Origin of the sequence: Vibrio caribbeanicus ATCC BAA-2122 (genome assembly GCF_000165125.1) — a bacterium.
Lineage (GTDB): Bacteria > Pseudomonadota > Gammaproteobacteria > Enterobacterales > Vibrionaceae > Vibrio > Vibrio caribbeanicus.
The window spans coordinates 51330-70806 of sequence record NZ_AEIU01000046.1 but is presented as its reverse complement, the minus strand read 5'-3'; the positions used below and the strand labels follow the sequence as shown (position 1 = coordinate 70806).

The 19477-nt window shown below is 41.0% G+C and carries 19 protein-coding genes; 6 read left to right on the top strand and 13 right to left on the bottom strand.

Annotated elements, in window-relative coordinates; all coding sequences use genetic code 11:
- A partial coding sequence (locus tag RH40_RS04270) for a LysE family translocator (protein ID WP_009600128.1) occupies nucleotides 1-347 on the top strand: 347 nt, incomplete at its 5' end.
- Nucleotides 348-414: 67 nt separating this feature from the next.
- Here RH40_RS04270 and RH40_RS04265 read toward each other — a convergent pair.
- The 6 genes from RH40_RS04265 to RH40_RS04240 form a co-directional block, all read right to left on the bottom strand.
- On the bottom strand, nucleotides 415-1146 hold the full coding sequence (locus RH40_RS04265; protein WP_009600127.1) for a DUF3726 domain-containing protein: 732 nt from the start codon (nucleotides 1144-1146) through the stop codon (nucleotides 415-417).
- Nucleotides 1143-2873: a hypothetical protein gene (locus RH40_RS04260; RefSeq protein WP_009600126.1), complete on the bottom strand. Its 1731-nt coding sequence runs from the start codon at nucleotides 2871-2873 to the stop codon at nucleotides 1143-1145. The genes RH40_RS04265 and RH40_RS04260 overlap by 4 nt, the downstream gene beginning before the upstream one ends.
- 78 nt (nucleotides 2874-2951) lie before the next feature.
- Nucleotides 2952-4556, bottom strand: a complete 1605-nt coding sequence (locus tag RH40_RS04255; protein WP_009600125.1) for a BCCT family transporter — start codon at nucleotides 4554-4556, stop codon at nucleotides 2952-2954.
- A gap of 110 nt (nucleotides 4557-4666) precedes the next feature.
- Nucleotides 4667-5656, bottom strand: coding sequence for a membrane dipeptidase (locus RH40_RS04250; protein WP_009600124.1), 990 nt, complete (start codon nucleotides 5654-5656; stop codon nucleotides 4667-4669).
- A 67-nt stretch (nucleotides 5657-5723) separates the two neighbouring features.
- Nucleotides 5724-7184, bottom strand: a complete 1461-nt coding sequence (locus RH40_RS04245; RefSeq protein WP_009600123.1) for an aldehyde dehydrogenase family protein — start codon at nucleotides 7182-7184, stop codon at nucleotides 5724-5726.
- A gap of 65 nt (nucleotides 7185-7249) precedes the next feature.
- Nucleotides 7250-7648 carry a RidA family protein gene (locus tag RH40_RS04240; RefSeq protein WP_009600122.1) on the bottom strand — a complete coding sequence of 133 codons (399 nt, stop codon included), beginning with the start codon at nucleotides 7646-7648 and terminating at the stop codon, nucleotides 7250-7252.
- 156 nt (nucleotides 7649-7804) lie between these two features.
- Between RH40_RS04240 and RH40_RS04235 the strand changes: the two genes are divergently transcribed.
- Entirely contained in the window at nucleotides 7805-8686 is an 882-nt protein-coding gene (locus RH40_RS04235; RefSeq protein ID WP_009600121.1) for a LysR family transcriptional regulator, read from the top strand.
- Nucleotides 8687-8811: 125 nt separating this feature from the next.
- Nucleotides 8812-10953 (top strand): prolyl oligopeptidase family serine peptidase, encoded by a 2142-nt coding sequence (locus tag RH40_RS04230; RefSeq protein ID WP_422636345.1) that lies wholly within the window; start codon nucleotides 8812-8814, stop codon nucleotides 10951-10953.
- A gap of 100 nt (nucleotides 10954-11053) precedes the next feature.
- Here RH40_RS04230 and RH40_RS04225 read toward each other — a convergent pair whose 3' ends face one another.
- The 3 genes from RH40_RS04225 to RH40_RS04215 form a co-directional block, all read right to left on the bottom strand.
- Nucleotides 11054-11635, bottom strand: a complete 582-nt coding sequence (locus RH40_RS04225) for an MBL fold metallo-hydrolase (RefSeq protein WP_009600119.1) — start codon at nucleotides 11633-11635, stop codon at nucleotides 11054-11056.
- A gap of 234 nt (nucleotides 11636-11869) precedes the next feature.
- Complete coding sequence (locus RH40_RS04220) at nucleotides 11870-12604, bottom strand: TrmH family RNA methyltransferase (protein WP_009600118.1); 735 nt, start codon at nucleotides 12602-12604, stop codon at nucleotides 11870-11872.
- 491 nt (nucleotides 12605-13095) lie between these two features.
- On the bottom strand, nucleotides 13096-13287 hold the full coding sequence (locus RH40_RS04215; protein ID WP_009600117.1) for a hypothetical protein: 192 nt from the start codon (nucleotides 13285-13287) through the stop codon (nucleotides 13096-13098).
- Between the two features lie 174 nt (nucleotides 13288-13461).
- Here RH40_RS04215 and RH40_RS04210 point away from each other — a divergent pair, with 174 nt between their 5' ends.
- Nucleotides 13462-13980: a GNAT family N-acetyltransferase gene (locus RH40_RS04210; RefSeq protein ID WP_009600116.1), complete on the top strand. Its 519-nt coding sequence runs from the start codon at nucleotides 13462-13464 to the stop codon at nucleotides 13978-13980.
- Nucleotides 13981-14083: 103 nt separating this feature from the next.
- Here the strand turns inward: RH40_RS04210 and RH40_RS04205 are convergent, their stop codons facing one another.
- Genes RH40_RS04205 through RH40_RS04195 form a run of 3 tightly spaced genes read right to left on the bottom strand, consistent with a single transcriptional unit; the run spans nucleotide 14084 to nucleotide 16151 of the window.
- Nucleotides 14084-14914 (bottom strand): membrane protein, encoded by an 831-nt coding sequence (locus RH40_RS04205; RefSeq protein WP_009600115.1) that lies wholly within the window; start codon nucleotides 14912-14914, stop codon nucleotides 14084-14086.
- A complete protein-coding gene (locus RH40_RS04200) occupies nucleotides 14914-15783 on the bottom strand; it encodes an ABC transporter ATP-binding protein (protein ID WP_009600114.1) in 870 nt (289 codons plus the stop codon). The genes RH40_RS04205 and RH40_RS04200 overlap by 1 nt, the downstream gene beginning before the upstream one ends.
- On the bottom strand, nucleotides 15780-16151 hold the full coding sequence (locus RH40_RS04195) for a GntR family transcriptional regulator (protein WP_009600113.1): 372 nt from the start codon (nucleotides 16149-16151) through the stop codon (nucleotides 15780-15782). The genes RH40_RS04200 and RH40_RS04195 overlap by 4 nt, the downstream gene beginning before the upstream one ends.
- Nucleotides 16152-16544: 393 nt before the next feature.
- On the opposite strand from RH40_RS04195, the gene RH40_RS04190 reads away from it, so the two are divergent.
- Both RH40_RS04190 and RH40_RS04185 read left to right on the top strand, forming a co-directional pair.
- Nucleotides 16545-16922: a hypothetical protein gene (locus tag RH40_RS04190; protein ID WP_009600112.1), complete on the top strand. Its 378-nt coding sequence runs from the start codon at nucleotides 16545-16547 to the stop codon at nucleotides 16920-16922.
- A 48-nt stretch (nucleotides 16923-16970) separates the two neighbouring features.
- Nucleotides 16971-17591, top strand: a complete 621-nt coding sequence (locus RH40_RS04185; protein ID WP_009600111.1) for a hypothetical protein — start codon at nucleotides 16971-16973, stop codon at nucleotides 17589-17591.
- Nucleotides 17592-18190: 599 nt separating this feature from the next.
- On the opposite strand, the gene RH40_RS04175 is transcribed toward RH40_RS04185, so the two are convergent.
- A complete protein-coding gene (locus tag RH40_RS04175) occupies nucleotides 18191-19264 on the bottom strand; it encodes an ABC transporter substrate-binding protein (RefSeq protein ID WP_009600109.1) in 1074 nt (357 codons plus the stop codon).
- Between the last annotated feature and the right edge of the window lie 213 nt (nucleotides 19265-19477).

Here is a 19477-nt window from a genome sequence, read left to right as displayed (position 1 = left end):
GTTTTCATCACAAGAATGAAAGCGAGGATGGACCTCGAGGTAAAGCAAGTGAATTAAAAAGGTTTGATTCCTTTAAACAAGGCTTTTTATGTAATGCTCTGAACCCAAAAACAATGTTATTTTTCTTAAGTATTTTTAGTCAGGTTCTTTCCTTATCAACTACATTCACTGCTATTGTTTATGGTCTCTATATGGTGATGTTACATGGTCTGTGGTTTTCTATGGTCGCAATTTTCTTCTCTTCTCAGAGATTGCAAACTCTGGCCAGTAGAATGCAAACGAGACTCAACCAAGTATGTAATGGTGGGCTTATCATATTTGGCTTTGTCTTAGGGTATCGAAACTGATAGTTGTGGTAATAGCTGAACGTTTGCCCAAGTTACCTAACAATACTTGGGCAAATAATAGATGAAGCTAAACGACCCCACCCGCGCCTTGCATAGACTTTTCGCTGTTCTCTACAAGAAAGATTTCTGCGGCTTTCTTTAAAATCTGCCATTGCAGATCATCCACTTCAATTCCTTCGCGCCAAGCTCGTCTTTGAGCCCCCAGCAAATCCTTACTCAAGGTATGAATCGAGTAGTCTTTTGAGCTTTCATTGAGATCAAAGTCAGATAAAGAAAGCTCAATAGACATAGAATAAAAATCCACATCACTGCTTTTGAGTTGTTCAGAGAAAAACACCTCTGGAGCAACACAACCACGATTTAGGACATACAATGTTTTTTGAGGGCTGGAACCATTTACCCATTGTGCTCGACAAGCAATACCTTTGGCCGCTAGCCTAACCAACTCACTATAACCGAGCCAGCGATTATGACACTGCTGGAGGTCAATCGTCAGTGACGCAGACTCACTGAGTTTCTCAACCGCATAATCCAAAATTGCAGGTAAGTGACAAGCGACACTTCCATGGTGGAGATCGACAACGATATTCTGCTTCGAGACATAAGAAATTGAGACCGCACAATCCTTATCGACGCCAAGAAAAGGACTGGCCTTGTTGAAATGTCGAACCCCGTCCAATCCTACCATTTGTAAATCAGCTACCATGCCGGCGATAACGTCAGCTTCTCCGCAACTGCGGCGCATTCCCAGAAACGCCTTACTGACACAAGAAACCAACTCATTATGAGAGACGATCACAGATCACCTCCATTGTTACTATCACAAGCACTGAGAGCTAAATCACCGCTTGGCATAATAGGAAACAGCCAATTGTCCGCTAGGTTAGGGTCACTGACTTCATCATAAAGAGGCGCCCCCTGAAAAAACGTTACGCGAACCCAACGGTCTGACCTAGGATCAAACTTGGTAGCACCAAACATAGATAGTTTGCAGCGTAATAGATGCATGGGTAACGCATCTTTTCTAAGTACGTTCATTTGAATGTCGCCCATGACACGATTGCCCATTGTCCATACTCGCCGAGTTATTGAACGATAATGGGGATTTTCGAGAAGAAACTCCGCGACGGGTAGATCTGTGGAATAGTTCATGAGAGTGGAATACAGCTCATTGACTTGCCGAGCGATGTCTAATGGCAGCTCACGCTCTTCGCCCGGTTCCTCACCGCGAACACCGAGCCTAGGCTCTTCTTTATCTTGAGAGCGATACCAAAACCAATAGGTATTTTCAGGCAATGAAAAGTCTATTTTTATTGCCCATTGATATTTGTGCTCGAGAAGTTCCAATAGATCCCCTGTATTTTTACCCCCAGGAATGGTCAGTTCTTCTCGTGTATTCATCTGTAACGCAAAGGGATCTACGATATCCGGGTAAATTTCCATCAGGCAAGACAAAATAATTTCCTGAGTTTCAAAGCTAAACGATAATATCGTCTCCATCAAATCTGCCCAAATATGAATTTTTCGATCGAATTTAGGCAACTGTTCAATCAAAGAATCGAGCTCCAATATCGCGGCTTGATTTAGCGCATCTTGTTCAGTGTTGATCGTAATAACTTGCTGAAGATGTAATCTTGCTTTTGCTAATAGAGTCAGCAATTCCTGCAATTTATCTGCATGATATGGCATGGTCATTACTTCTGTGATAGCTTTCTCTCTTATAGTAAGCCATTGATCGACGATACACGGATGAGTAATTAAATATGGAGCCATACCAAGGCCTGTCGCATTACCGATGCCCAAATAACGTTGCAACCTTTTATCAAGCCGAATTGCTTTTTCTTTTCCCTTACATTCGGCAAGATAGTGAACCCAATCTAAACTGAAATGTCGGAGCAAATAAACGGCACACATTTGACAGCTAAATGACTGGCTAAAGTCGGGGTTGTCCTCAAGTAGCTTAAAGTCTGCAATACCAAATTTTCCATTTCCATACACTGCTGTTGTTCGGAGTATATAGCCAACACTTGCTAACTCTTCAGCTGTGGGTTGAGCACCTTTAGATAGTGCATCAACGATATGATCAAAGACACGAACACTCTTATTAGCTCTCGCCAGAACTAACACATTATTTGGATTTCTTCCCGCTTCTTGCAAAGGTACGTTGGCTCGTAATTGCTCCAGTAAATTAACGTCAACCGCACCTTGTACAAAAGCAAAAGTGACATCCCACTTTTCAGCAATAACACGGTCATTTCGATCTTCATCATCAATCTCGTCACAAAATACGACCAAGTGGTAGAGGTTTGTTGGTGTGGTCATTTGATAAATGACATGACCATACCCCTCTGATGATAATTGCCAATCAAAGATTGTCAGCTCCCATTGCTGCTGAGCCATCTTACGAATCAAACTTCGTACAAAACTTATTCTAGTTTGATGCATTGCGCCGAGATGCTGCGGAGACATGACCACATCAGCACCGCGTAACTGAGTTGTATTATAATCAGAATGATATGCGTCCATTTTGCTCACCCCTAATTGTTATAATGTTTTGAGGAGTGCACGATTGGGCCTATCGCACACTCATGGTTAGTAAAGAGTCTATAGTCCCTGCTGTTTCGCCATTCGCACCGCTATTTGTGGTGCATTCCATAACGATGGCAGAAGAATTAATGAAACTGGTACCGCAGTGATGACAATGAAAGACTGCAGTGCAGTAATTCCTCCCGACCCCAGTGAAATTAGAATAAGGGCGGTAATCCCCATGGCTACACCCCAAAAAGTTCGTACCAGTGCATTCGGTTCTGTTTCACCACTGATGACGACACTGATGGTGTAAGTCATTGAATCTCCGGTTGTTACAATAAAAATTGTTGTCAGAATTAGAAATAAAATCGAGATAAACAATGGCAGTGGTAGTTGTTGAGTGATAGCAAGCAGTGCCCCTGGAAGGTTAAAGCCTTCAAAAGCCTTACTAACGACTCCCGGATCAGCAATTTCAAACGCTAAACCAGAGCCTCCTACAATAGTGAACCAGAAACATGTTGTGAGAGGCGCAATAATACTAATAGTACCAATCACTTGGCGAATCGTACGTCCGCGAGATATTCTGGCAATAAAAATCGCCATCATTGGACCATAGCCTAAGAACCACCCCCAAAAGAACACCGTCCACCAACTCAACCACCCCTCATCACCTCGATAAGTTGCCATAGGGATAAAGTTATCGAGCATAGTGCCAACACCTTGGATATAACCGTTAACAATGAAGTCAGTTGGGCCGCATATCAGGATATAAAACATCAGGATGACAGCTAAAATTACATTGTAACGACTGAGCATTTGCATGCCTCGATTAAGGCCACTTAATGCTGACAAAGTGTATAAAGCGATTGCAAATAAAATAATGATTAATTGGGTAGTAAAACCATCAGGGATTTCAAAAAGTACATTGAGCGCATAACTCACTTGTAAGCCTAAGAAACCAATCGGACCTATAGTGCCTGCAGCAACAGCAACAATACAACACGCATCAATAGCGGCACCAAGATGTCCTTTTAACACTCTTTCACCGAGCAGAGGATAAAGTAAAATCCTTGGCTTCAATGGCAAGCCTTTATCGTAATGAAGGTGCATCACAACAATGGATGTCAAACTACCGACGATTGCCCAAGCAAGGAAACCCCAGTGCATAAAAGATTGAGACAATGCATTGAACGCGATTTGTTCAGCATTATCGGTATCGGAATAAAGTGGAGGAGGGCTAACAAAATGCGCTATCGGTTCCGCAGCGGCCCAAAACACTCCCCCACCAGCAAGAAGTGTACAGAAAATGATTGACATCCAGCGGAAGCCGCCTAATTCTGGGGTCGGAATCGCTCCGAGTACGACAGATCCTGTTCGGCCAGCAGCCAAACACAAACTGATGATAAAGGTAAGCAGAAGCAATATTTGCCAGTATGGACCAAATACATCAACGGACCATGCGAAACCTGAATTAACTACTTTCGACAATAAGTCGCTGTCAATAAGAGCTAGGGCAACAAATGCAGCAATAAAGCCCCCGCTGTACCAAAAAACAGGAGTATTAAGTCCCAGCCTCTCAAAAGCATTTGCAGTAGTTAGATTTGTGTTGTGTTTTCGGGTTTTCTCACTTCGGCTGCCCGCCTCAGTGGAAACTTTGATACTATTGGTTAGATCAGACATTCTCTGACTCCAGACGTATTTTAGTCGTAAAAACGAACTAAAGTGAGTGTATCGCCTGCCCTCTTATAATATGTTTAACAGGCTCTTCCTTGTGCTCGGTAAGCAATTCATTATTGAGTCGGACTTAAGCCTTCACTTAAAAAGTCAAACCAATTACCACCTAGTATTTTCCCTGCCTCTGATTCATTAAATCCCTGACGTATTAATCCGTTATATATATTTTCCATTCCTTGGCTGCCACTAAACCAAGGTAGCGCATCAGGCCAACCTGAATTCGCTGCAGAACCTTCTCCATAATCCATCGCTTTGGACCAGCGACCGTTTCTCATCCATTCCAGAACCTGCTGCGGTTGGTTTAGACATAAATCACTACCAATTCCGAGATGCTCAACTCCAACCATATCAGCCGTTCGAGCTATCATTTGGCAAAAGTCTTCTAAAGAACACGCGCTACCATTCGGTAGATGAAAAGGATAAAGGCTGAATCCTAGCAATCCTCCTCGCTCAGTGAGTGCTTTGAGAACCGTGTCTGATTTATTACGCAAAGCTTTGTGAGCAAATGTTGGGTTAGCATGACTGATACAAATTGGCCGTGATGAAAGATCTATCGCCTCTAAGGTCGAACGTTCAGCGCTGTGTGACATATCAATGATCATTCCAACTCGATTCATTTCACTGATGGCTTGTTTACCAAATCGAGTGATTCCCGTGTCGGTTTTTTCATAACACCCAGTAGCCAACAAGCTCTGGTTGTTATAAGTCAATTGCATGATCAAAAGACCTTGCCTGCGCATGACTTCAATAAGGCCAATCTCATCATCGATTGGTGAACAGTTTTGTGCCCCAAAAAAGATGCCGACCTTTCCTTGTTCTTTTGCAAGCTCGACATCTTGCATAGAATGAACGGGCATGATCAGGTCTGAGTTTTTCTCAAAGTGGGCGTTCCACTCAGCAAAACGTGAGAGCGTTTCCCGTGCATTTTCATGGTATACAATGGTGGCATGTACAGCATTAATACCGCTCGCCTTTAAAGTTTGAAAGTACTCTCTATTCCAGTTGCAATACTGCAAGCCGTCGATAACAATTCCATGCTGGTACATACTTACCTCTTTACATCTCTATTGATTGGATTGGGTAGCAACGAAATATTGCTACCCACAGTGGTGATTAATAAGGACGTTGGTAAGTCGTTTTGACCACAGTGTAGAACTCTTTCGCATATTGTCCCTGCTCTCGAGGGCCAAAGCTTGATTCTTTTCTTCCACCAAATGGCACATGATAATCAGTACCAGCCGTCGGTAAGTTCACCATGGCGCAGCCCGTTTGAATCTGCTCTTTAAATATTGCGCTGCTGCGTAAACTCTGGGTGATGATCCCTCCAGTTAGACCAAATCGAGTATCATTGGCAACGCTAATCGCTTCATCGAGGTCAGCAACACGTATGACACTAGCAAGAGGAGCAAACACTTCTTCTTGGTTCACTTGCCAATCATTCTTCGTGTTCAGGAATAGTGTTGGCGACATATAGTAGCCATCATGCTCTAATGACAAACGCTCTCCGCCAAAAGCAAGCTCAGCGCCACTATGACGGGCTTTGTCTATCCACTCAAAGTTTGCATTCAGTTGATTTTCATCAACAACAGGCCCCATGAAAATGCCTTCTTTAAGGGCATGTCCAACCTTAAGTTCACTCATCCTTTTTATCAGTGCGTCAACATAGCGATCATGAATACTATCCATAACTACCAAACGAGAGGACGCTGTACATTTTTGTCCTGCACCAGAAAATGAACCCGCAATGGTTGCTTCTACTGCAACTTGAATGTCTGCGTCGTCAGCGATAACCAAAGCATTTTTACTGCCCATCTCCAGTTGACAGCGAACAAAGTTTGGCGCTGTTGCAGCAGCAACCTTTCGCCCAGTATCAACAGAGCCCGTGAAACTTACACCATCAATTTGTGTTGAGCTTATCAAAGTGTTGCCCACTACAGCTCCACTTCCTAATACGAGATTGAATGTACCTGCTGGCAACCCTTGACGATGTATAATCTCCGTAAGTGCTACTGCACTTGCAGGAGTAAGATTGGCTGGCTTCCATATAACGCTGTTGCCAAAAGCTAACGCTGGTGCAATTTTCCAAGCGGCTGTTGCCGTCGGGAAGTTCCACGGTGAGATAATTGCAATAACGCCTGCAGCCTCTCTAGTGACTTCCACAGATACACCTGGACGAACAGAAGCGGCATTATCACCAATTTGTCTTAAAACCTCGGCTGCAAAATACTGGAAAAATTGTCCTGCACGATAAATCTCTCCACGTCCCTCAGCAAAGGGCTTACCTTCCTCACGAGAAAGAAGAGTTCCTAATTCGTCGCATCGTGCGATCATTTCGTCACCGATAGCCTGCAACACTGCTTGTTTGCGTTCGAGAGGCGTCTTTTCCCATGTTGGTTGGGCTAATTTTGCTGCTTGAATCGCTTGTTCAACTTGCGTTTGGCTCGCTTGGGCGAACTGACCAAGGTCTTCACTGACGTCTGAAGGGTTAATGTTACTGATGGTATCAATGCCAGCTTGCCACTCCCCACCAATATATAAGGCAGTTTCCACTTTTATGTTGTTGATGAAAGACATATTTTATTCCTTTTAAATCTCTAATATGATCGCTTATAGAAAGCCATCATATAATTAAAATTCAATTAGTTATTTTCACTTACACTGGCGTAGACTACGAATTCCACCAGCATTTCTTCGCGAGCTAAACCTGCCACCACCATAGCTGCTCTATTTGGGTAAGGTGCGTTAAAGTGCTCGGCATAAACGGCATTGACCGTTTTGAGGTACTCTCTATCCGTGACATAAATCAGTACTTGCAAAACTGAATCAAGAGATTCGCCAGCACACTCGAGTGTATGAATCAAATTGTTAAAAGTTTGTCGCGTTTGAGCCTCGATGCCACCATCTACAACATCACCCTTATCATCAATTGGGATCTGTGCGGTATATAGGGTGCCATTATTGGTAACTGCCCATTCTAGGGGCGCTTTGGATGCAAAAAGAGCGGTTTTTACTGGGTGTTTTTGATTTGAGTTATTCACATGACCTCCAAAGCCTTGTAATCATATTGTGTAAATTTCGTTAAATACTGCACATTGACATGCGATAAATCTAACGGTAAATTTTTTACAAATGATAAAAAAAACTTATCAGGGTGTGGTGATTACGATGTTTAAAGGGATGGTGACAGTTTTAAAATGAGTATCAAGCTTCAACAATTACAACATTTTGTGATGGTGGTCGAAGAAGGAGGCTTTCGCGCCGCTTCTCACAGAGCCAATCGTTCCCAAGCAGCATTGTCTACTTCGATAAAAGAGTTAGAAAAACGGCTCGGTCAGCCGCTCTTTGAATCAGGAAACAAAACGAAACTTACTCCTTTTGGTTCGCTTTGCTTGCCCAAAACTATCCAATTTCTTAATGTATATAATGCCTTTGACAATGACTTAAAAACGACTGCGGCAGGTCAGCAAGGTAAGGTGAGAATAGCAAGTGTTCCCTCCGTTGCAGCCAAACTAATCCCCAGCGTTTTGGGGGCATTTTGTGAAAAGTATCCGAATGTTGAGGTGAGTTTAGTCGATGATAATGCAGCAGGAGTTGAACATAGATTATATTCCGGTGAAGTGGATCTTGCGCTTGGGAATCCATCACACGTAGAAGAGGGAGGTATTTCCTTTACTCCATTGTTATCTGATCCGATAGGTGTCATCTGTTTAAAAGATAACCCAATTGCTAAAAACCCAGAGGGTATTGAATGGCAGATGCTCCTCGAACAACCATTTATTCGCAATGGTACTTGTACACTTCTGGATCCCACCCCTGCCAGAGCATTGAGTGAACAAGCTTTGTACTCGGTTGAAAATATTACCTCATTATTTTCAGTGCTAGAGCTTGGAATTGGCGTAACGACGTTGCCCAAATTAGCTTTCCCGACCAACGAAACTCGTTTAGTTTGGGTCCCACTTATCGATCCACCTTTGGAAAGACAAATCGGTCTATTCACCCTTAAAGACCGAACGCTGTCTCCACAAGCTCAGGCCTTTCATGATTTGTGTATTCAGTATCTTAATTATTCGCACTAAATCGTTACTAGGGTCTGTTAGCTTTAATAATACTTTTCTATTTTTCTGTCTAAGGAGCTGCGCGACATAGCAGAGAGAATCTATGTTCTTTGGTGTAGAATATAATCCACTCCATCTATAAGAGAATCAAAATGAAAATCAGAATATTAGCTACAATAACCACGTGCTTTTGGCTAATAGCACCAACACATGCGGCTAATACTAAGCAGGAAAAAACTATGCGCATTCAATACCCTACGACAAAAACAGTCAATATTGTCGATCAATACTTTGGCCAGCTGGTAACAGACCCTTATCGATGGCTCGAAGATGATCGCAGCCAGGAGACTGCTGATTGGGTAAAAAGGCAGAATACGGTTACTTTTGACTATCTTAAACGAATCCCATATCGAGAAGTCATTGAGCAGAAGCTCACTAGATTAATGGATTACGAAAAAGTAGGTCGGCCTTTCACCGAGGGTGAATACACCTACTTTTTCAAGAATGATGGTCTTCAAAACCAAGATGTGCTTTACCGGCGAAAAGGTAAAGATAAGCCCGAAGTTGTTCTTAACCCTAACGCGTTTAGCCAAGATGGCACCACTTCTCTTGATGACGTCAGTTTTTCGGACGATGGATCTATGCTTGCTTACAGTATTTCAGAAGATGGCAGTGACTGGCGAAAAATCATCATCATTAACAGTGATAGCAAAGCTCAGATTGACACCGAACTTGTCGATATCAAGTTTAGTAACATCAGTTGGTTAAAGAATGAGGGCTTTTTCTACTCAAGTTATGAAAAACCACAAGGAAGCGAACTGTCCGCCAAAACCGATCAACATAAGTTGTATTTTCACCATATTGGCCAAAACCAGAGTCAAGACACTTTAGTTTTTGGAAGCAATGAAAGCGAAAAGTATCGTTATGTCTCAGGCAGCACCTCGCGAGATGGACGTTACCTTTTTATTAGCGCGAGCAACTCAACATCTGGAAATAAACTATTTATCAAAGATCTTTCCATACCCAATGCCCCTCTCACCCCCATCATCGATAACACGAAGTCAGATACTTGGGTTGTCGATACCAATGGTAGTACGTTATATCTAGCAACTAACTTAAATGCCCCAAATCAGCGAGTTGTTAAAGCGGATGCCAAGCAGCCACAATCAGAAAACTGGCAAGACGTAATTGCCGAAAATGAACACGTTCTCGATGTCACTGCTGCCGGGGGCTTTCTTTTCGCCCACTATATGGTCGATGCCACCTCTGTAGTTAAACAATTTGATAGAGATGGAAAATGGATTCGAGATATTGCATTGCCCGATATTGGCAGTGCAGAAGGATTCGCAGCAAAACTGAAAGACTCCACTCTCTACTATACCTTCACTAATTACAAAACACCCGATACGACGTTTGAACTCGATATTCAATCAGGGAAAAGCACGCCGTTTTATACCTCTAACGCTGATTTCAACCCGCAAAACTACGAATCAAAACAAGTCTTCTATAAGTCAAAAGACGGGACTAAAGTGCCAATGATTATTACCTATAAAAAGGGAATCAAACTGGATGGCAGCAATCCCACTCTACTATATGGATATGGCGGTTTTAATATTAGCCTAACTCCGAACTTCCGCCCCACAAGAGCGGCGTGGATGGAGCTTGGCGGTGTTTATGCTGTTCCAAATCTACGCGGCGGCGGTGAATATGGAAAAGAATGGCACGATGCAGGGACGCAGATGCAAAAACAGAATGTTTTTGATGATTTCATTGCTGCTGCCGAATACCTAATCGACAAAGGTTATACTTCTCCGAGCAAACTTGCCATAAGCGGTGGCTCAAATGGAGGATTGCTTGTCGGCGCGGCTATGACTCAAAGACCTGAGTTATTCCAAGTCGCACTGCCTGCTGTGGGTGTACTCGACATGCTCCGGTATCACACTTTTACAGCCGGTGCGGGGTGGGCGTACGACTATGGTACGGCGGAGCAAAGTCAGTCTATGTTCGAATACCTCAAAAATTATTCACCTGTTCACAATGTAAATGTAGGTACTCACTATCCAGCAACTCTTGTTACAACTGGTGATCATGATGATAGAGTCGTTCCTGCACACTCCTATAAATTCGCGGCTCAATTACAAGCGAAACAAACCGGCAGTCAGCCCACTTTAATCCGAATTGAGACCGACTCGGGTCATGGAGCAGGGACACCAACTCATAAAATTATTGATTACTACGCGGATACTTATAGCTTCACTCTTCACAATATGGGGATAGAGAAGCTCTAATTTTAACGTAGGCGTTATTGATAACATGATGGCAAAATAAATAGCATTATTTTACCCTCATAAAAAAGGCACCCGAATGGGTGCCATTTCATTGATTAGCTTAATGGTGAATTGGGTCGTCATCTAGGTGAGATTTGTAATCATAAAGCTCACAAATCATTTCAAACGCATGCTCATCGCAACCTTTGGGAAGTTCAGCGCTACCATCTCCATGATAAAAAATATCATCGCCGATTTTTAACGTTGATTCATTCTCACTCCCTGAATTCGATATCTCAGCATCGACTTTTTCGTAGTCAGGCTCAAAATGATTGCTCGAAACAAGAAAATGTTCGAAGTGATACAACTCACTCATAAACTGCTTGTCTTGGTCAGGTAAATCTTTTTCATCACAGCACGTTGAAATGTAGACTGGGGTATCCAATTTTTGCCCTAGGTAGAAGCAACCTGAAAAGTGGTCATGATCGATATGAGTTTCTAGCACGGCCATCGGATGCAAGTGTCGTTTTTTAATATGATCAATGATTTCGTTGACAGAGTCATAACTGACTTCATCTTGTACCTCATCATAATCAGCAACAGGGTCGATAATAATCGCTTCTAAAGTATCAATGTCAGCTACAACATAACTGAAAGATCCTGTCCTAGGATGAAAAAAGTATTGTATTTCTCTTGTCGCCATACTCCCTTTCTCCCTCGGCATCTCTAATTGATGTTAAAATTATCATTAAAAAGTATAGCTGTTGAAAGGACAGTCTTGAGGATTAAATTGAACTATTTTTATTCTTCATAACCAAAAAAATCAGCCAGCCAAGAAGGAAATCATTAGCCCTCTGATATGGGTACACTTTTGCATACCCTGTGTATGAGCTGCTCATCACTAGCCAAACGAAGACGATACATAGCTTAAATATGTCTAACCATGGTGGCGGCGTATATTGTCAATGATAATACCTGCCGCCATTGCAACATTGAGTGACTCAGCGCCACCAAAAGAAGGGATCGTAATTTTATTCGTTACATGCTGACTGGCCTGCTCACGAATACCATGCGACTCACTGCCCATTAGCAGAATACCTTGCGCACTAAACGATACGTTGTGAACATTTTCGCCATCAAGAAAAGCACCATAAATAGGTAAATGAGCGTGTTTGAGGTAATCAGGGAGATTTAATTGAGTGACAGTGACTCGAGCAAAACTCCCCATCGTCGCACTGATTGTTTTTGGACTATAAGGGTCAGCACAATCCTCGCTGGCAACAATGTGCTTTATTCCGTACCAGTCAGCCAACCGTATAATCGTTCCCAGATTTCCGGGGTCAGAAACACCGTCGAGGGCAATCATGAATCCTTCTGCTTCAGGCTCAATCAGCTGGGGGATCTCCACGATAGCTATGGCCGCATTATTACTCACTAAAGTGCTGGCTTTGGTTAAATCTTCTAGTGTAGCCTCGATACACTCATACCCTATCAAACACTGTGAGTAGCGATCGAGAAAATCTTGGGTCGCAAACACTTGTTGTACTCGATAATCAGTTTTAACTAGCTCCAAAACATTTTTCTCACCTTGAACCAAAAACAGACCATGAGCTCTACGCTGTTTTTTTTGCCCTAAAGCTCTAATAAGTTTTAATTGGTTTTTTGAAATCATACAGTACCCGAGATGAGAATTAAGTTTGGCGAGTAAAATCGAGCGCAATTATATACCCAACTAACCTCAAGATGCTAGGTTCAGCGAGAATGACTTGCTTGACAGGCAAGGCAACGATTTGAAAATCTAGTCATCTAAATTGAAAATCGGTAACGACGCATGTAAAGCAAGATAACTCGCCCTTTGGGAGCGTGCCACAGTGCCGATTTCATCGTCAAACAACTTGGTAAGAGTCGACTATTACGCTGCGTTATTTTCCTTGAACTCAACACGGTGGCATCGCTCTGAATCCTGCATTTTGAAGTCACTTGGGTATAGTAATATAAAGAAATATTGGCCGGTCCTTAAAAGTAAACCCAGTATTGTGATAGAAAAACCAGGAGGGTATGGCTTTGCAGAGTTTACTCGATGGCTGCTAGAGAGAAAGTGACCAAAGGGGGAGAAGCCCCCCTTGGTTCAATCGTTAATACCGAGAAGAATAGAATAAAAGATTAACCCTCATCTAAGTCTTCAAGTGACTCGTTCGTCGCTTTATGATAAATGTGAGCCTTGTGTTGCTCGATGAGTACTATCGCCGAGATTGGGCTGACAGAATGGATTTCACCTTTACGAAAAGAGACCGGACGCCCCCACGCACCATCCTTATACTCTCCTGCAACATCAAACTGAATAAGAACGTTCATGCGTACCTCCAAACCACATGTGGCACTCTTAAAGCTTAGTCTGTAAATTGCAATTTTATTAGTCTGTCAATAAAAGACTCTTTTCTATTCACCTAGTCTTTGACTAATCCCATGATTCATTGGACTCTTTATATATGCTACCTTGGGCTTAATAACAGCACTCAAGGAAAGACCATGCGACTCATTAGCCCATCAAACGCTTTCAAGCAATCGTTCAAGCACTTCTATTCAGATTTGGAGCAGAGTGACCCCGAAAGAGCAGAATATTATCAAGAGAGCCAGATAAACTTCGAAAGTTATGTGCAAAGGCTCGCTAATGAAGAAAAAGGTATTAACCTCAAACCCAATTATGTCCCCTGTCATCATTTTTGGTTTGTTGATCAGCACAATCAGATATTGGGCTGCCTTCGGATTCGCCACAATCTGGGTAACGACTTTTTATTAATTGAGGCAGGTCACATTGGTTACGATATCGCACCAGCATTTCGTGGAAAAGGATTTGGCAGTATGATGTTAAAATTGGCGTTACCAAAAGCCAAGCAACTTAACATTGGCAAGGCACTTATTACAGCCGATGAGGATAACATAGCTTCGCGTAAAGTGATTGAGGCAAATGGCGGGCAACTTGAAAGCATCATTACTGGAACTGTCTTTCCCTATCGTATTGCGAGGTATTGGGTGGACTGCCAATAGCACAGTTAGAAAACTTCACCAATAGTTGAGAGTTGCGATTAAGAAAGTCCTCGCAACTTCTCTTTCTCTTCGCGCCAAACGCTTCAAGATTACTTGAATATATTTATGCGACTGTGCGGCTTAACCTTAAGCTTATTACTAAACTCACGACACCCAGTAAAAAATAAATACAAAGATTGAGCGTACCAAACTGAGTAAAAGCATAGTATATGCTGTCTTCAGTTAAAACATTGATTGGTAGCCACATAACCAGTCTGAAAAATTGACTTAGCATCGCATCGCCAAAAATCACTGAAGACAGCAGTTTTAAGACATAAAAACCCAAAAGCATAATAAGAAGCGGTGAGTTTATTCGCTGTGATATTGCCATCGCCAGAATAGCCAGTGGCAGTAATGCAATGCCCACAGCCCACATTCTAAAGATAAACTCTAACCAATGAGTCAAGACATACCACATAGAACCACCTTCCCAAAATAAGGGCATTTTTTCATTTAGGAAGTGGCTGGTAGCCCACATAATGATGTCAGTACTTATTACTAGTATTGAACAAATTACAGGAACAATTAAAAGTCCAAAAATGAGCTTAATTGCATGTTGCGTACCATCTGAGATAGGCATACTGCGCCAAAACATCAAACTTCCCTCTAGACGTTCTTTGCGCAGAGTTTTGGGGAAATACAAGGTTGATAATAAGATCGAGACCATACCACTTAAAAAGAAAATAATATGACTCAATTGCTCACCAAAGTTGGGGCCAGAATCCCAATCATCAAAGTTGTACGACAACTCATAACTAATATTGCTTTGAAAGCCTGCATTTGAAGACAAGAGAACAAGCATCACGAGGCCACAAAACAGTAAAAATAACGGCACCCGTGTAACCACTTTATGCTCTAGCCATTCTTTTTCTAATAAGGTCATAATTACGTTCATCACAGTGCACCTTTCTGTAGAGCAAGAAACATATCACTCAGCTTTACATTGTAAATTTTATCGATATTAGTTAATAAATCACGTTGCTCAGAGCGTAATAGTAAACGTGAGCTGCCAAGTACTCGCTCATTTGATAAAGGTTTAATTGCGCTTAGATCCGTATTTTTTTCATCACTGATTTCAACAATGACGTAGTCATTAGCTATGTCCTCCATCGTCGATTGCATCACAATTTCACCCTGTTTTAAGATCAGCACATCGGTAAGAAGGTGCTCGATTTCCGATACTTCATGACTGGCAATAATTAAGGCCCGCTCGCCATCATGAAACCATTCCAACAAGTGGCGATAAAACGTATCTCGATAAACGAGATCTAAGCCCAATGTCGGCTCGTCCAGAATCAATACTTTTGCATCCGTAGCGATAACAATGGATAGGTGAAGTTGAACCTTCATTCCTTTTGACAATGTGTATATTTTACTGCTCAGCTTGATATCAGTTTTTTCAAGAACTGCCAACGCTTTATGTTTATCGAAGCTCGGATGAACGCCATCGGTATAACGTATAACTTGTTCGACAGTCATCCAATCAGGCAGAACACTAACATCAGAAATATAAGATAAATGTTGCATCACTTTCGGACGCTGAGACTGTGGTTCATACCCTAGTATGTCTATCTTTCCTTGGTAGTCATGAGCACCCAATAAACTCTTTATCAGCGTTGATTTCCCTGCCCCATTGTGTCCGAGCAAACCCAATACTTGACCGGTTTTCAATTCAAAGCTGAGGTTATTTATTGCCTCAGAGCGGCCTTGTTTCGAGCCTGAATAGCTCTTAGTCACATTTTTTGCCTTGATTAAAATACTCATATCTTCTCCTCAAGGTGCTGCTCAATTTGTTCAATAAATTCAGAAACAGAAATATTCAGTCGTTGCAACTTTGTTGCGATAGCAGGAATATCTGTTTCAATAAAATGTTTCTTTTGACTCACTAACAACTGCTCGAGTGCTCCTTCGGCAACAAACATACCCTGCCCTCTCCTCTTCTCAACTAGCCCCTCATCAACTAACAATTGATAGCCTTTCATTACGGTTAAATGATTTATCTTTAAATCACCGGCCACCACCCTAACTGACGGTAACGCTTGCCCCTCTGACCAAGCACCTTGCAATATTTGGTCAGTAATACGTCTCGCAAGTTGCCGGAAAATAGGTTGATCTTCGTCCCAATCTGACATCAGATAATTCCTAAGTTATTGCATGGTGATATACATGAGTACAACAGTAAAGCAAAATAGGAAAATTGCAATAGCGATTAAGAACTTTCGTGAAAAGTTGATATGACCGATTTCTATCAAGATCAGGGCCATTGATAGGCTCTTAATACAAGTATCTAGCTAAAATTACAATACTACCAATGTTGTAAAATAATACTTACCCCTTATATTAAATAACAAACAATCAAACAATCAAACAATCAAACAATCAAACAATCAAACAATCAAAAATAACACTTGACCTAGATTAAATTTCATTTAAAAGCGATTTATTCAAAATAAAAAAACAAAAAAATTGAAATGAAAATATTTTCAATATACAAGTATACCTGTGATAAATAAAAAGAAAAAAACATGAAATTTATATCTTTCCCTAAAAAAATGGAATCATTTTTGGCTAGTCATGAAAAAAGAAAACACGCTCCTACCGTTATTGCATTTACAAAAATGAAAATAAAATTTAATAGTTTATCGAGCTTAAATGATTGCTTTGATGAGTTAATGAACTCAGATGAAAGACTACTTTCTATACCCAACGATAAAGCGCGTTATGACTGGCATCGAGTAGACGTCATTGATAATGAAATAAGATTTGGTGTAGTATGGTACGATGAGGTTTTTTTTGATGAAAAAAGAGAAATATATACTGACCCAATGCACTCTAAAATGCTAAATCGTTTTGGTGTAGCACCGAGTGATTATGAAGTAAATCATTATAGAATGGTAAGATAATATATTTTTAACGGGGGGGGACCCTCCCAACTTTATGAAATTTACACAATGAAAATTTTTTCACTTAATCGCACTATATCTATTATAATTTGGTCTCAATGCGTCTTTTTTACTATTGGTATTCTTGTTTTTTCTATAGGTATACAAGTCTATCAAGTTGAGGGAATCTCAGGATATAGCCTTCTTTATTTGTTAATGTTATCACCCGGATTAATATTCTCGAGAAAAATAGGGCAAGTTGTTGACGGTAATAACATATTTAAGACAGTAAGAAATTCAATCATTTTGTTGTTAATTATATCATTTTTTATTATTAATTTTGATAGCTTATTTTTTTATTACTTTGTCTCAGCTTTGATATCTATTTTAGTTCAGGTTGTTAGTATAACAACATCATCATCTATTTCTATAGCCACATCTCCAGATAAAATGAATAAGGCTCAAGGTTTGCAGACCTCTACAAGTGGTATCATTTATATCATCACTCCAATTATCAGTAACACTTTTTTAAACTATCAATCTTTTTATATCCTTGGGATTATTTGTTGTTTATCTTATCTCATTCTTTTGCTTACTCTTTGTCTTATCGGGCCTTATTTTACTCACACACACAAAAATAATGGCTATAATAAAGATAGTGTTACATTCGTAGAAAAAGGATTTTTTTAATACTTCCCCTTCAATCTTCATATGTATTCATTTTATCTTGTTTTAACTCTTATGCACTCAGTAGTCTCAACCTTTCAGTATCAAATATAACATTTTTTATGATAGGGTTAGGGGGCTTTCTTGGTGGTCTTTTATGTTTCAAACTAAAAATATCTACTGACAATCAAAAAGCACTCTCTTTTTCTTGTTTACTAATACTTCTTTCATACTTGACCTTATTTTCACCTTATTTAGTACTTTTAGGCCCTGTAATGTTGGGTATAAGCTATAATTTGGCTTTTTCTCTTACAAGAGCCCAAATAAAGGCAAAATATCGAGACAGTATCATAGGTAGTGCACTAGGAAGGTTTCAATTCTATGCCGGTATTGGCAGTTTACTATCCTATACTCTTGTCACAGTGTATCCGAGTAGTGTTTCATCACCCAATTTAAGTATTGCGCTAGCTGTCTTTATATTACTGATTACTTTTCTGTACTTGAGTAAAGATAGAGATTTCTCTTCTGATAAAAAGATTGTCAAAAGAAAGGTAGTATGAGTTCGGGCACTAACCCGTTTATTGCTATGGCTGAACCATAACCAGACAGCCGTGCAAAACCAGCTATTTTCCAGCCTGATTCCACAAAAGCTCATAGAAGTTACTGGTTCTCTTATCGAGAGCCTGCCAAAGATTACCCTCAATATAGAATTCATCAGATTGAACGTTAAACCTTTGCTGCTCTTCACTACTCCAGTGCTCTTTTGCGTTGGTCACGACAGGTACAGACCCAAACATTCTTGTCATCTCCGCTTGTACCTCACCACTCAGCATGTAATCGATGAGAAAGTAGGCCGCCTCTAACTTCTCTTTATCGTCTCGAATACTCGATGAGATCGCAATTGTGTCCAACCACAAGGTTTGTCCCTCTTTGGGAATGACCATTTTCCAGTCTTGCCCTTCACTGTTAGCAGCGGCAATACCAAAGCCATAGGTTGTTATATAATGCCAGCTTTTCATATCATCTGGCATTGCCATTCCACCCCAATACTTTGTTGTGTTACCCCTCATGTCTTGGAGGATCTTTAGCGCTTTATCGTGGTCAACATTATTTTGATCGTAAACATCCTTTGGGTTTGTACCTGCCATGATAGCTGCAATATAACCATTAGCCTCTACAAGCTTATCAGTCATGGACACTTTTCCTTTGTTCTCTGGGGCAGATAAAACTTCCCAAGAAGAAGGAGCGGGAACGTATGACGCATTATAAGCAAGACCATAAGAACCGCCTATCAATGGAACGGAGAAATGTTTTTCATCTTTTAGATCATACATTGATTCAGACAAGGAACTTGGAAGGCTGGCTACATTCGATAGACGCGATCGATCAATCGGTACAAGAAGATTATACAAACGCCCGCCCTCTCGATTATAAAAACTCGACGTCGGCGTGACTATATCGGCTTTTGAAGACCTCAAGACATGAAACATGTCATCAAAGTTCGTTATATAAACAGGTTCATTGTCTAAATCCTCAGAAATCGTTAACGTGATATCTTTGCCTTTAGAAATAGCATATGCTTCAAAGTCCTGCTTAAAGCTTGATATGTAACCTTCCCACTCTAAAATGGCTAGTTCAATAGATTTAGCAGGCATTGCGATACCGATAAGCACCAAACCAAAAACTTTATTATTCATATTCGTGTTCCTAAATCGAAAAACTGAAAATAAGTGTTCTGCGTCACGGTTTAAGTCTAGTCTTTTTGAGACACCTTTCATGTCATTGAGGCTTATCACCTAAATTCTCCCTCATAACTCAGCTCCTGACCACGGATTGTCTTGGTAATGACATCGGTATGCTTTTCTCTGTTTAACCTATCTTTATGCAATTCCTACCAAAAGAGCTTATTA

Coding starts and splice junctions, on each gene's coding strand:
- RH40_RS04260 (WP_009600126.1), bottom strand. CDS start 2,873: ATGGACGCATATCATTCTGATTATAATACAACTCAGTTACGCGGTGCT.
- RH40_RS04255 (WP_009600125.1), bottom strand. CDS start 4,556: ATGTCTGATCTAACCAATAGTATCAAAGTTTCCACTGAGGCGGGCAGC.
- RH40_RS04250 (WP_009600124.1), bottom strand. CDS start 5,656: ATGTACCAGCATGGAATTGTTATCGACGGCTTGCAGTATTGCAACTGG.
- RH40_RS04245 (WP_009600123.1), bottom strand. CDS start 7,184: ATGTCTTTCATCAACAACATAAAAGTGGAAACTGCCTTATATATTGGT.
- RH40_RS04235 (WP_009600121.1), top strand. CDS start 7,805: ATGAGTATCAAGCTTCAACAATTACAACATTTTGTGATGGTGGTCGAA.
- RH40_RS04225 (WP_009600119.1), bottom strand. CDS start 11,635: ATGGCGACAAGAGAAATACAATACTTTTTTCATCCTAGGACAGGATCT.
- RH40_RS04220 (WP_009600118.1), bottom strand. CDS start 12,604: ATGATTTCAAAAAACCAATTAAAACTTATTAGAGCTTTAGGGCAAAAA.
- RH40_RS04215 (WP_009600117.1), bottom strand. CDS start 13,287: ATGAACGTTCTTATTCAGTTTGATGTTGCAGGAGAGTATAAGGATGGT.
- RH40_RS04210 (WP_009600116.1), top strand. CDS start 13,462: ATGCGACTCATTAGCCCATCAAACGCTTTCAAGCAATCGTTCAAGCAC.
- RH40_RS04205 (WP_009600115.1), bottom strand. CDS start 14,914: ATGAACGTAATTATGACCTTATTAGAAAAAGAATGGCTAGAGCATAAA.
- RH40_RS04200 (WP_009600114.1), bottom strand. CDS start 15,783: ATGAGTATTTTAATCAAGGCAAAAAATGTGACTAAGAGCTATTCAGGC.
- RH40_RS04195 (WP_009600113.1), bottom strand. CDS start 16,151: ATGTCAGATTGGGACGAAGATCAACCTATTTTCCGGCAACTTGCGAGA.
- RH40_RS04190 (WP_009600112.1), top strand. CDS start 16,545: ATGAAATTTATATCTTTCCCTAAAAAAATGGAATCATTTTTGGCTAGT.
- RH40_RS04185 (WP_009600111.1), top strand. CDS start 16,971: ATGAAAATTTTTTCACTTAATCGCACTATATCTATTATAATTTGGTCT.
- RH40_RS04175 (WP_009600109.1), bottom strand. CDS start 19,264: ATGAATAATAAAGTTTTTGGTTTGGTGCTTATCGGTATCGCAATGCCT.